This window comes from Rhizobium aureum (genome assembly GCF_030182495.1).
Taxonomy (GTDB): Bacteria; Pseudomonadota; Alphaproteobacteria; order Rhizobiales; family Rhizobiaceae; genus Rhizobium; species Rhizobium tropici_C.
This window is the reverse complement of the sequence record NZ_JAQJCI010000001.1, coordinates 1,062,693-1,075,329: the sequence shown is the minus strand read 5'-3', so window position 1 is coordinate 1,075,329 and position 12,637 is coordinate 1,062,693. Positions and strand designations below refer to the sequence as shown.

Sequence of the window (12,637 nt, the reverse complement as noted above, 5' to 3'; positions counted from 1 at the left end):
TAAAAAGGGACAATGTCCATGAAAATCTACCTCTATTCCCTGGCAGCCGGTTTGCTTGTCGGCATCGTCTACAGTCTGCTCAATGTCCGATCACCGGCGCCGCCCGTCATCGCCCTTGTCGGTCTTCTCGGTATCCTGGTTGGCGAGCAGATCATCCCCTTCGCCAAAACGCTGATCAACAAGGAACCGGCTGCCGTCTCCTGGATGCAGCAGATCAAGCCGCACATGTTCGGCCACCTGCCGAAAGGCACCGATCGTTTCGAGACTGCCCATCAGGCGAAGGCCAATGCCGAGGAGCGAAGCTGATGACGACGCGTCGATCCTTTCTTGGAGGCGCATCGAGCCTGGCGTTCTCGAACCTCTTCTCCTCGGCAAACGCGGCCAATCCCAACCCGACCGGAGTAGACACCATGCATCCCGACCTGATCCTCCACAATGGCCGCGTGACGACCCTTGACCGGACCAATCCGAATGCGACGGCGATCGCCATCAAGGACGGGCTGTTTCTGGAAGTCGGATCCGACAGCGAGATCATGGCGCTGGCTGGTTCTGGCACTAGGATCGTCGACCTCAAGGGCAAGCGTGTTCTGCCCGGCCTGATCGACAACCATACCCACGTCGTCCGCGGTGGTCTGAACTACAACATGGAGCTGCGCTGGGATGGCGTGCGCTCGCTCGCCGATGCGATGGATATGCTGAGGCGCCAGGTGGCGATCACGCCCGCGCCGCAGTGGGTGCGCGTCGTCGGTGGCTTCACCGAGCATCAGTTCGCCGAAAAGCGCCTGCCGACCATCGAGGAGATCAATGCTGTCGCGCCCGACACGCCGGTCTTCCTGCTGCATCTTTATGACCGCGCCCTGTTGAACGGCGCCGCTCTCCGCGCCGTCGGCTACACCCGTGACACACCGAACCCGCCCGGCGGCGAGATCACCCGCGACGCCAACGGCAACCCGACCGGCATGCTGCTGGCCAAGCCCAATGCCGGCATCCTCTATTCGACACTTGCCAAGGGTCCGAAACTGCCCTTCGACTACCAGGTCAACTCCACCCGCCATTTCATGCGGGAATTGAACCGCCTCGGCGTCACCGGCGTCATCGATGCCGGCGGCGGTTTCCAGAACTATCCGGACGATTACGCCGTCATCCAGAAGCTGTCCGACGAGAACCAGATGACGGTGCGCCTCGCCTACAACCTCTTCACCCAGAAGCCGAAGGAAGAGAAGCAGGACTTCCTCAACTGGACCGCTTCGGTCAAATACAAGCAGGGCAACGATTACTTCCGCCACAACGGTGCGGGCGAGATGCTGGTCTTCTCCGCCGCGGACTTCGAGGATTTCCGCCAGCCCCGTCCCGATATGGCTCCGGAAATGGAGGGCGAGCTGGAAGAGGTCGTGCGCGTTCTGGCAGAAAATCGCTGGCCTTGGCGTTTGCACGCCACCTATGACGAGACGATCTCGCGTGCGCTCGACGTGTTCGAGAAGGTCAACAAGGATATCCCGCTCGAAGGACTGAACTGGTTCTTCGACCATGCCGAAACCATCTCGGACCGCTCGATCGACCGCATCGCGGCCCTCGGCGGCGGCATCGCCACGCAGCACCGCATGGCCTACCAGGGCGAATACTTCGTGGAGCGGTACGGTCACGGCGTGGCCGAGGCTACGCCGCCGATCGCCCGCATGCTCGACAAGGGCGTCAACGTCTCGGCCGGCACAGACGCCACCCGCGTTGCTTCCTACAATCCGTGGATCTCGCTGTCGTGGATGGTGACTGGCAAGACGGTCGGCGGCATGCAGCTCTACCCGCGCGCCAACTGCCTCGACCGCGAGACGGCGCTGCGCATGTGGACCGAGAAGGTCACCTGGTTCTCCAACGAGGAAGGCAAGAAGGGCCGCATCGAGAAGGGCCAGTTCGCCGACCTCGTGGTGCCGGACAAGGACTTCTTCGCCTGCGCCGAGGACGAGATCTCCTTCCTCGTCTCGGAACTGACCATGGTCGGCGGCAAGATCGTCTATGGGGCAGGCGACTTCAAGACGCTCGACGAGAACGACATCCCGCCCGCCATGCCGGACTGGTCTCCTGTCCGCAGGTTCGGCGGCTACGCGGCCTGGGGCGAACCGGAAGGCGCGGGTGCCCGTTCACTGCGCCGAACCGCCATCTCCACATGCGGATGTGCCACCGATTGCGGCGTGCATGGCCACGATCATGCTGGTGCCTGGACCTCGAAGCTTCCGGTCGCCGATCTCAAGGGCTTCTTCGGTGCGCTCGGCTGCTCGTGCTGGGCAGTCTGACCAGCCTCCAGCCCGGGCGGCCACACCGCCGCCCGGGCGTCACCTCATCATTGCCAAATCCGCAATTAAATCGAAACTATTGCTGCAATTGTTGGCGTGGCGGTTACCAGCCAATATCGCTCCATCAAAAGCGGCCTCGCGGCGAACATGCAGGAGCTGAAATGACCTTTCAATCTCATATGTCCAACCCAGTCCGGAGCAGTCTGGCACGCGCCGTCGGCTCTCCTGTCATCCGGACGGTGTCACTGTTGGCTCTTTGCGCAGCCTACGTCCAAGGTCCGCTCACCAAAATCTTCGACTTCAACGGTGCCCTGGCCGAGATGGATCATTTCGGTCTCCATCCTGCCACCTTCTTCGCAGTTGCCGTCATCGTCTTCGAACTTGCCGCTTCGTCCATGGTGATCTCAGGCTTCCTGCGTTGGGCAGGTGCCCTGGCACTCGCTGGCTTTACGCTTCTTGCAACCTTCATCGCGCTCCGCTTCTGGGAAATGGCGCCCGGCATCGACCGCATGATGGCGACCAACGCCTTCTTCGAACATCTCGGTCTTGCCGGCGGCTTTTTGCTCGTCGCCTGGCTAGATCTCTCCCATCCATCTCAATCCCATCTCGAACGCTGAGGCTTAAGACGTGATCTCACGACCGCTCCCAATACTAGCTTTTCTTCTTGCCCTTACTGCGCTGCCGGTCGCACCCGCGCTGGCCCGCAATGCCTATCCGCAGGTCGGTGTCGGCGCTCAATATGACACCACGCATGTTTACGTGGCGCCGGACAAGGTCGACGCCTTCACCCAGAGCTTCCTTGCGACTTTCGGTGGGGCAAGCACGAAGCAGGTCGTCGCCACGGTGACGCCGACCCCGAGCAGCACGACGTCGCAACTCCTGCAGACTCCCGTCGGCACCGTGTCGCTGTTCGGCTTCAAGACGCCGATTCCCTATCCCTTCGGCGCCGAGCGCACCGGCTATCTCGTTACCGACATGGACAAGGCCGTTGCCGCCGCCCGTGCCGCCGGCGCCAGCGTGACCGTGTCGCCATTCCCCGATCCCATCGGCCGCGACGCCGTCATCCAGTGGCCGGGCGGCGTCAACATGCAGATCTACTGGCACACGACCAAGCCGAACTATGCGGCCTTCGAAACCGTGCCGGACAACCGCGTCTATGTGTCGGCGGATGCCGTCTCTGCCTTTGTCAGGGGTTTCCTCGCCTTCTCGAAGGGCAAGGTTGTCTCCGACGATAAAAAAGCACCCGGCGTCGAGATCGGCCGTCCCGACGATACGTTCCGCCGCGTCCGCATCGAATCCGTGTACGGCAGGATGACCGTGCTCGTCACCGACGGACATCTGCCCTTTCCTTATGGCCATGAGATGACGGGTTACGAAGTCCCGGATCTTGGTGCGACCCTGCAGAAGGCCAAGGACAGCGGCGCGAAGATTCTCGTCGACCCCTATCAGTCGAGTGGCCGCCAAGCCGCCATGGTGGAATTCCCCGGCGGCTATGTGGCGGAAATTCATGCCATCACGAAGCCCTGATGACAGCGCAGCGGCCGCGCAGACGCGGCCGCCCTGCCTTTGAGGGAGTATAAAGATGATTGAACGCCACTTACTTTCGGCCGCCGCCTTGCTGGCCTTGTCAGCGACGGCGGTAATTGCTGCTGATGAGGCAAAAGCCGTCAAGCGGCCCGCGATCAAGAGCAACCGTTGGCAAGAGGATTGGTCCGTCCTGGCGGATCCTGCACTCAGGACGCAGCCGCTGGACAGCCTGAAATATCTACCGTTTTCGCCTGGTGATCCGGGAACCTACATATCGTTCGGCGCGAATTTGCGAGAACGGTTCGAGACAAACAACGCCCCAAGTTTCGGAATCGGCGGTGTCGCGCGTGACAACTATGTGATCCAGCGAGCCCAATTCCACATCGATCTGCACCTCTTCGAGGACTGGCAGGTATTCACGCAGTTCGAAGATGATCGCGCATTCGGAAAAAGCTCGATCGGCCCGGCGGATGCCGACAAAGTGGATCTGCGGCTTGCATTCGTCTCCTATTCACACGATTTCGATGCCGGGACCTTCAAGGCCCGAGTCGGCCGGCAGGATTTTGCTTTCGACCTGCAGCGCTTCGTTTCCTCGCGCGACGGGCCGAACGTTCGGCAATCCTTCGACGCTGTCTGGGCGGATTGGGAGACGGGGCCGTGGCGTTTCATCGGCTTCGTCAGCCAGCCAGTCCAATATCGAAACGACAAGGCCTTCGACGACACATCGAACGGCGACTTCCGCTTCAGCACGTTGCGCGTGGAACGGCAGGTCCTGGGAACCAATGAGCTCTCCGCTTACTACTCGCTCTATCAGAAGCGCAACGCACATTACCTGGATGGACCCGGAGACGAAGACCGGCATATATTCGACACCCGGTTCGCCGGCAGTTCGAACGGTCTCGATTGGGATCTCGAGGGGATGGGGCAGGTGGGTTCTGTTGGCGATAAGGATATTCGAGCCTGGGCGATCGGCGCGCGTGGGGGGTACACCTTCGAGGATGCATCCTGGACGCCGCGGCTGGGTCTGCAGTTCGATATGGCCTCAGGGGATCGCCATCCCGGCGATGGCACTGTCGGCACCTTCAATCCTCTTTTCCCGAACGGCTATTATTTCGCGCTCGCAGGCTACACCGGCTATACAAACCTCATTCACTTGAAGCCCTCGATAACGGTGAAACCGACGGACAATATGACGCTGATGGCGGCAGTTGGTCTTCAATGGCGGCAAACCACGGCAGATGCGATCTATGTGCAGCCCAACCAGCCTCTGGCAGGAACGGCGGGCCGCGGCGGCGCCTGGACCGGAGCTTATGGGCAGATCAGGCTCGACTATGCCTTCAATGCAAATCTGACAGGCGCCATCGAGGCGGTGCACTACGAGATCGGCGATGCCATCCGCAAAGCCGGCGGTCACGATGGCAATTATCTGGGCGTTCAACTGACTTTCGCCTGGTGATCGAATTTCAAGCGATCCCATCCCCCGGCCTGCGGTGACCCGAGCTTTGTCCAAATGGGACAAGTATCGGACAAGAGGCAGCAGCGCTCACAGGCTATGCAATCGAAGTCCACTCCAAAGGTTACCAAGATGTCTGACAACCCGATCGAGATAATGTTTTCCCGCAGGCAAACATTGCTGGCCGGCGCAACCCTTTCCGCTGCCATAGCCATGCCATCTCTTGCCTTTTCCGCTGCCACCCCCACAAGAATTGAAGGAATATCTCCAATGACCACCGGCTTCGTCGAAACCAAGGACGGCGTACAAATCTTTTACAAGGATTGGGGTCCGAAGGACGCCCAGCCGATCGTTTTCCATCACGGCTGGCCGCTGTCTTCGGACGACTGGGACACCCAGATGCTGTTCTTCGTTCAGCACGGTTATCGCGTCGTCGCCCATGACCGCCGCGGTCACGGCCGCTCCTCGCAGGTCAGCGGCGGTCACGACATGGATCACTACGCAGCTGACGCATCCGCAGTCGCCGAACATCTGAATCTGAGGAACGCCGTCCACATCGGCCACTCGACAGGCGGCGGCGAAGTCGCCCGTTATGTCGCCAAGTTCGGTCAGCCACAGGGCCGTGTCGCCAAAGCCGTGCTGGTCAGCGCCGTTGCACCGCTGATGCTGAAGACCGAAACCAATCCGGGTGGCCTGCCCATGGAAGTCTTCGACGGCATCCGCAAGGCCGTGGCCGAAAACCGTGCCCAGCTCTTCCTCGACTTCCCCGCCGGGCCGTTCTACGGCTTCAACCGCGAGGGCGCGACCGTTTACCAGGGCGTGATCCAGAATTGGTGGCGCCAGGGCATGATGGGCGGCGCAAAAGCCCATTATGACGGCATCAAGGCTTTCTCCGAAACCGATCAGACCGAGGATCTCAAGAAGATCACCGTTCCGACCCTCGTCATGCATGGTGACGATGATCAGGTCGTTCCGATCGCCGATTCCGCCGAACTTTCCGTCAAGCTTCTCAAGAACGGCACGCTGAAGGTTTACAAGGGCTACCCCCATGGCATGCTGACGACGCACGCCGACGTCATCAATCCGGACCTGCTCGCCTTCATCAAGGCCTGACGAACACGATCCGGACCTGCCGCTGAGCTCGAGTGCAGCGGCAGGCCGCCCATTAAAGCAGTGCCCGGAGTGCCGGAGCACTTTACCGAGATATTCAGGATGCTCCGTCAATGAAAGCTGTTCCGCTTCCTCTCCTCCTCAGCTTCAACGGAGGATATGTCGATACTGTCGGCTTCCTGGCGTTGGGCGGGCTGTTTACCGCCCATGTGACCGGCAACTTCGTGACCTTGGGCGCATCATTAGCCTTGGGTACGGGAGGCACCCTGTCCAAGCTCCTCGCACTTCCGGTTTTCTGCGCCGTCGTCTTTGCCTCCCGTATCGTCGGGCTGGCGCTGAAGCGAGGCGGTCGACCGGTCCTGCGTCCTCTTCTCGTCGTCAAGCTGGTGCTGCTTATCGTTGCTGCCGCGATCGCCTTGGCATACGGTCCCTTCGGCGATCCGAACAGCCCGACCGCCTTTGCAATCGGCATGATCCTTGTTGCCGCCATGGCAGTGCAGAACGGCATTCACCGCGTTCATCTGGCAAAGTCTCCTCCGTCCACCCTGATGACCGGAACGACGACCCAGATCATGCTCGATCTTGCCGATATCGCCATGGGCGGCCGTTCGGAGAGCACCGCCGCAGCCTACTCGCGTCTGAAGCGGATGGTGCTCGCCGTTATCGCCTTCGCACTGGGCTGTGCTATTGGGGCGCTGACATTCATTTTCTCGCCCGTCTGGAGTTTTGCCGTCCCTGCCGTCCTGGCTGCCCTGGCACTCTTTGCGCATGTTGAAACGCCCGAAGGCGATTGATCGGCATGCGCCGCGAAAACGCAACATCTCGAGCCAGCATGTGCAATAGATCTAACAAAGGCCCGCTTAGGACGCTTTCAGCAGTGTCCTGCGATCGCGGATATTCGTCGCTTACGCGGTCGTAAGAAAACTGCCCATACCTGGAAACATCCAGCCCGAGTGGCCTCGGAGCCTCCAAGTCGATAAGCTGGAGCGCAGGGTCGACCATAACTTTGAGCTCCTGCACACCGTATCCTACCTTCGAGGGACCGGTTGATCCGGCGATCAGCATTGGAGGCGCCGGTCTTATCTGGCCATGTTCCGTCAGGCCACCGGCGAATGCGGCAACTGGAAGAGATGACGGATGCGGCTGGTCAATGTCTGCGCGTGCAGCAACGGCGTGCTGCCTTCCCCATGCAGGCGTCTTTCCTGCTCGATGCGGCCAGCGAGCGTTGCGCCGATATCTTCAGCAAGAGCCGGGCGTTGCCGCAAGATCTCGCAAAGCTGATCACGTCCGATCTCGCAGGCAACGACCGGCGTCAACGCGATGATGCGGCCGGGTTCTTCCGCGCCGATCAAGAGACCACGCTCGCCGAAGAAATCACCAGGCGATAGCCGATTGAGCTCTAAGTCTCGACCATTTTCGTGGCGAACGACATTCACGACGCCGCTTTCGACAAGCGTCAACGCCTGCGCGTGTTCTCCCTGCGGAATGATCTCTGTCCCTCTGGCGTAAGTTCGGCGGGTCGCAGATTTGGAAAGCGTCTCCCGCTCTATTTCGGTGAGGGCGGAAAAGAGCGGCAGCATCGCCATGAGCCGCAATGCCTTCTCAGACCCTTCCTCCGAACCGATCGTCGACTCTGCTGCGGGCGCTGCGCTGAATACGATACTACTTGCGAGCGGAATTCCAGCCGCCAGCGCATGCCGGTATACCAGATCGTAGATCTCGTTTTTCGCTGCCGTCGTCTCGGATATGTCGCGGATTCGGAAAGCAAGCTCGAATTCGATGACCTCCTTCGTGAGGCTGGTGATCGAGACCAAGGGATCCGGAATGCGCATCATATGATTGCTTCCCAGCGTGACCGTCTCGAGCAACCTCGCCATTGTCGCCGGCGTCCGGGTCGGGGCGAGCTTGATCGACATGGTAATGCCGTGGGTCTCGTCGGGACTGTTGAGGTTGACCAATTGTGACTTGGCGAGTGCGCTGTTGGGAACGACGACAAGATCGTTCGTCGCGTTGGATAGATGTGTCGCGCGCCAGTTGGTCTCGATGACGCGACCCTGAACCCCGCTTTCGAGAATGATCCAGTTTCCGACGCTGTACGAACGGCCCAGATTGAGCGCGATACCGGAAAAGACATCGGAAAGCGTGCTTTGCATCGCAAGACCGAGGACGATCGCAAACACGCCGGATGTGGCGATCAGCGTGCCAACCGGCACGCTGAAGACATAGGCTATTACGGAAAGAACGGCCCCGACATAAATGATCCCGGCGATCAGGTCCTGGACGAATCGTGCTTCCCGGGGGCGGCGCTCGAAGATCAGGAACAGCCTGACGCAGCTGACGAGCATCATCGCGCCGCCGAGCCACCAGATTGCTTTTGCGAGGCCGTAAAACAGGCGGTGCCAGAGATCTGATGATGGCGGTGTTTCGGAATAGGGCGCTACGCCTTTGGCCAGCAGAATGGCGGTCAACGTGGCAAAAAAAGCGACATCGGTGGCAAAACGGGCAGCCCTGTGCCTCGGCAGCAGCCAATGCGCCGCAGCGAGGACAACGACAAGAAGCAAGAATTGTATAATGGGATCAAAAAAATATTGCATCGTGTGGCCCGGGAAGCAGCCCGCGATCAATACCCCAATTTCCGAACGGCGTCTTGGCGATTTCAATGAATTTTGGCGTTCTATCGTTCAGTAATAATGAACAATGCATAGTCCACGTAGACAATTTCAATCTCAATCGAATTGGCCGACATCTTCTTCATCGAAACAGGAGTTCGGCAAATGAACAAGCCAGTTGCATTCCACGCCTTCAAGCACGGTCGGTTCCATATCACTGTGCTCTCCGAGGGTCCCAACATTCCGCTCAACATCACCACGAATGACGGCATTCTTGTCGATGTCGGCGCGGGCACGCATTTCCAGCCGAGCCCCGTGACGGAGGCACGATCATGAGCCGCAAGGTTTTTGGAAGGCAGGCGAGCTTTCTGACGGCCGCGGCGGTCGTCGCCCACACGATCTGGACCAGCGCGGCCCCGGCGCTGACCTATCCGCTTTACGCGCGGGAATGGCACCTGACGACATTCACCACAACGGCGATCTTCGCCGTCTATCCCGTCTTCGTCGTCCTCATGCTCGTCGTCTTCGGCAATGTCTCGGATTATATCGGGCGACGGGAAGCAATGCTGTTCGGCCTTGCGGCTTCGCTCGTCGGTTCGGTCATATTTGCGCTGGCGCCGGACGTTGACTGGATCTTCATCGGCAGGGCTTTTATGGGTGTTGGCGTGGGCCTGTCCGCGGGGCCGTCGGCTGCAGCCGTGGTCGAGTTCAGCGCACCGGCCCGGGCCTCGCAAGCCGGTAGCACGACGGCGGCCGCCCAGGCATTCGGCATGATCGGCGCCGCCCTTGTCGGCGGTGCGCTGATCGAATATGCGCCGCTGCCGACTCGGCTGAATTTCGTGGTTCTTGCCGTCGTCCTCGCCGTGCTCATGGTTGCGACCTGGAGGCTCCCGAACCGCACGGCATCGCGACCGGTCGGCCGTTGGCGCCCAAGGATCCCCGCAATCCCGAACGGATTGTTTGCGACTTTCGTGACGGCGACGGCGGCGGTAACAGCCTCTTATGTGCTTGGCGCCATGACGCTTTCCCTTGGTGCACAGGTGGCGCGGGATGTCATCGCCTCTCAAAACGCCCTCGTCAATGGCGGCACCATCGCGCTTTTTGCGATCTCTTCCGCCATCGCCACAATTCCGGCACGGGGTGTAAAGCCGAGCAGGGTCATGCTCTCGGGTAGTGCCATTGCCATCGTTTCCTCCGGGCTGTTGGCGATCGCCGCGGTCCTGCACTCGCTGGTCTTCTATACTGTTGCCCAAATCGGCAGTGGGATGGCTTACAGCCTGCTCCTCCTCGGGGGACTTTCGCTGATCAATGCCGCTGCTCCCGTGACTCATAGAGGCGCGACGCTCTCGGCGCTGTTCCTCGTTGCTTATCTCGCCCAGGCGGTCGTGGCCCTGCTACTGGGCAAGATCGCGACCTGGGCAGGTCTCTCTTCAGCGGTGGATCTGGGCGTCGCGACGGTCGCAACGCTGGCCTTGGCAACGCTTCTGCTTGACGCGGTCAGAAATGCGGTCGCTGGTCGCCATGCTCGCAAATCCGACGCGTGCTGATGTGACCGGGATGCAGCATGGGGTCGATTGTAAGACCGGCCCGCGACGTTCGCGATAACCGAGAGCTTCGAGACAGATGCCGCCATCGATAATCAATCTGCCACTGCTGCCGACATCGGCAGGTGAAACGTCCATGGAACGGAGAAACTGACAATACCGATGGATCAGCTTTCCCTATGAATGGTTCAGAACACAGGAGGCCAGCAGGCCGTTCGACAAGAGCTTGTCGCACTGCTTCGCTGCCCGGAGACTGAGCCTCCGGAGAGATCACTATGAAAAGGAAGCGTATCGATGCATCTGACATATCACATTGGCCAGCATGACGGGGGCTGGGCTTATCGACTGGACGGCGTCTGGTCGGAGCCCTATCCGAGCCATGCGGCAGCACGCGCCGCAGCCCATCGCGCCGCTCGCCGGCAGCAGCTTGGGGGCCACGATGCGGAGATCCTTTTCCAATCCGAGGACGGTTCATGGGATCGGGAACATGTCGAAGCCGGCGATCGTCCTGAAGTCGATGTCGCTAACGAGTAGCAATGCGGCATAGGGTTCCGGAGCACACAGGGGCCCGGTGAGCCGACGCTCCGGTTTCCCAGCTTCTCTGGTTTTCACGGCTCCATCCCTCCATTCCGAATTAATTGCGACGCCGAGCAACGATGCACAGCGCGATGAAGCAGTATGTCCCATTAATAATCAGGAGAAATTCATGAGATACCGAGATTTCCTAGCTGGCTCCTTCAGCCGGCAACGGAGAGCTGTGGACCTGGGCTTGAGCCTTGCGCTGTTCGCCCTCTGCTCGGTCCTCGCCGTCACTTTGTTGAATGGATATGCGCTGGCCGCAGCCTCGAAAGTCGGCACGCAAGCCCCCGGCTTTTACCGCATGACCTTCGGCAATTTTGAAATCACCGCGCTATCCGACGGCACGCATGCATTCCCGGTCCACAAGGTCCTCACCAAGACATTGTCGACCGGCGGGCAGAGGGTGCCGCTAGACCAATCCTCCCCAGGCGAGGCGGATGCGCTGCTTGCCGAAAGCGATCTCGCCGTTCCGGTCGCCGGATCGATCAACGCCTTCCTGATCAATACCGGATCGAAGCTCATCCTGGTCGATAGCGGTGCGGGTAGCCTTTACGGCGAATGCTGCGGCCACCTCATCGAGAACCTTCGGGCGGCCGGCTACGCGCCCGATCAGGTCGATGAGATCTATCTCACCCACCTGCATGCCGATCACGTCGGCGGCGTGGCGCCGAACGGCAAGATCGCCTTTCCGAACGCCATCGTCAGGGTGAGCCAGACCGATGCCGACTATTGGCTGAAGGACGCCAATGAAGCGGCGGCGCCAGAGCTCCTGAAATCGATGTTCGAAGGCGCCAAGGCATCTCTGAAGCCCTATATCGACGCTGGCCGTTTCAAACCGTTCACCTATGGCGAGGAACTTTCCCCCGGCATCAAGCCGATCGCCAGCCCCGGACACACGCCCGGCCATAGCTTCTTCGAGGTCGAAAGCAACGGGGCCAAATTGCTGTTGTGGGGCGATATCGTTCATGTCGGCGCCGTGCAGTTCCCTGACCCTGCCGTGACCGTCGCCTATGACAGCGATGCCGAAATGGCCGAAGGCGAGCGGCTCGCGATCTTTGCCGACGCCGCACAGAAGGGCTATTGGATCGGAGCCGCCCACATCTCCTTCCCGGGCCTCGGTCATGTGAAGGCGAAGGACGGCCACTTCTTCTGGATCCCCGTCAATTACGACGCTGCTCCAGCAGGCGCAAATTGAACGCAACCTCAAGGCGCGGATGAAGAGCGTCGGTATGATGGGCTCTTGGATGAGGCGAGGTGTCGTAGGCTTGCGGCGCCTTGCCTTTGCGGTTGGGCAGGTTTGGTTGGTATGCTTGTGGATGAGGCCAGGCGAGGGCTCGCTCAGATCGTCCGTAGATCAACGGGTTCGAGGCGTGATCGATCGAACCTTCTTCCATCCATTTCGCGCCGATAATACCTTGGTATGATCCGGTAGGACGCATGTATGCTGGAAACCGGATCAGTGTACGATTTCGCCGGCGGCCTGTCCGTTTCAAGATGACCTCATCAGGAATTTGAAGGGTCACATTG

Annotated in this window: 12 protein-coding genes; 11 read left to right on the top strand and 1 reads right to left on the bottom strand. The window is 60.3% G+C overall.

Annotated elements, in window-relative coordinates; all coding sequences use genetic code 11:
* Window positions 1-18: 18 nt before the first annotated feature.
* From PH552_RS05070 to PH552_RS05040, 7 genes are all read left to right on the top strand, one after another.
* Window positions 19-306, top strand: coding sequence for a XapX domain-containing protein (locus tag PH552_RS05070; RefSeq protein WP_113251568.1), 288 nt, complete (start codon window positions 19-21; stop codon window positions 304-306).
* A complete protein-coding gene (locus tag PH552_RS05065) occupies window positions 306-2,288 on the top strand; it encodes an amidohydrolase (RefSeq protein WP_285165640.1) in 1,983 nt (660 codons plus the stop codon). The genes PH552_RS05070 and PH552_RS05065 overlap by 1 nt, the downstream gene beginning before the upstream one ends.
* Before the next feature lie 161 nt (window positions 2,289-2,449).
* Entirely contained in the window at window positions 2,450-2,905 is a 456-nt protein-coding gene (locus tag PH552_RS05060) for a DoxX family protein (protein ID WP_112345895.1), read from the top strand.
* Window positions 2,906-2,915: 10 nt separating this feature from the next.
* Entirely contained in the window at window positions 2,916-3,815 is a 900-nt protein-coding gene (locus tag PH552_RS05055; protein WP_285165638.1) for a glyoxalase, read from the top strand.
* A 55-nt stretch (window positions 3,816-3,870) separates the two neighbouring features.
* Window positions 3,871-5,271: an alginate export family protein gene (locus PH552_RS05050; protein ID WP_285165637.1), complete on the top strand. Its 1,401-nt coding sequence runs from the start codon at window positions 3,871-3,873 to the stop codon at window positions 5,269-5,271.
* A 129-nt stretch (window positions 5,272-5,400) separates the two neighbouring features.
* The gene (locus tag PH552_RS05045) at window positions 5,401-6,381 is read left to right on the top strand and encodes an alpha/beta fold hydrolase (protein ID WP_285165636.1); all 981 of its coding nucleotides are present in this window, start codon (window positions 5,401-5,403) and stop codon (window positions 6,379-6,381) included.
* 110 nt (window positions 6,382-6,491) lie between these two features.
* Window positions 6,492-7,172, top strand: a complete 681-nt coding sequence (locus tag PH552_RS05040) for a YoaK family protein (RefSeq protein ID WP_145644757.1) — start codon at window positions 6,492-6,494, stop codon at window positions 7,170-7,172.
* 303 nt (window positions 7,173-7,475) lie between these two features.
* Here PH552_RS05040 and PH552_RS05035 read toward each other — a convergent pair whose 3' ends face one another.
* Window positions 7,476-8,939, bottom strand: coding sequence for a cyclic nucleotide-binding domain-containing protein (locus tag PH552_RS05035; RefSeq protein WP_285165635.1), 1,464 nt, complete (start codon window positions 8,937-8,939; stop codon window positions 7,476-7,478).
* A gap of 213 nt (window positions 8,940-9,152) precedes the next feature.
* Between PH552_RS05035 and PH552_RS05030 the strand changes: the two genes are divergently transcribed.
* From PH552_RS05030 to PH552_RS05015, 4 genes are all read left to right on the top strand, one after another.
* Complete coding sequence (locus tag PH552_RS05030) at window positions 9,153-9,323, top strand: hypothetical protein (protein WP_285165634.1); 171 nt, start codon at window positions 9,153-9,155, stop codon at window positions 9,321-9,323.
* Window positions 9,320-10,534 (top strand): MFS transporter, encoded by a 1,215-nt coding sequence (locus PH552_RS05025; protein ID WP_285165633.1) that lies wholly within the window; start codon window positions 9,320-9,322, stop codon window positions 10,532-10,534. Before PH552_RS05030 ends, PH552_RS05025 begins: the two co-directional genes overlap by 4 nt.
* 291 nt (window positions 10,535-10,825) lie before the next feature.
* Window positions 10,826-11,065 (top strand): DUF2188 domain-containing protein, encoded by a 240-nt coding sequence (locus PH552_RS05020; protein WP_285165632.1) that lies wholly within the window; start codon window positions 10,826-10,828, stop codon window positions 11,063-11,065.
* A 172-nt stretch (window positions 11,066-11,237) separates the two neighbouring features.
* On the top strand, window positions 11,238-12,305 hold the full coding sequence (locus tag PH552_RS05015; protein ID WP_285165631.1) for an MBL fold metallo-hydrolase: 1,068 nt from the start codon (window positions 11,238-11,240) through the stop codon (window positions 12,303-12,305).
* Window positions 12,306-12,637: the final 332 nt, after the last annotated feature.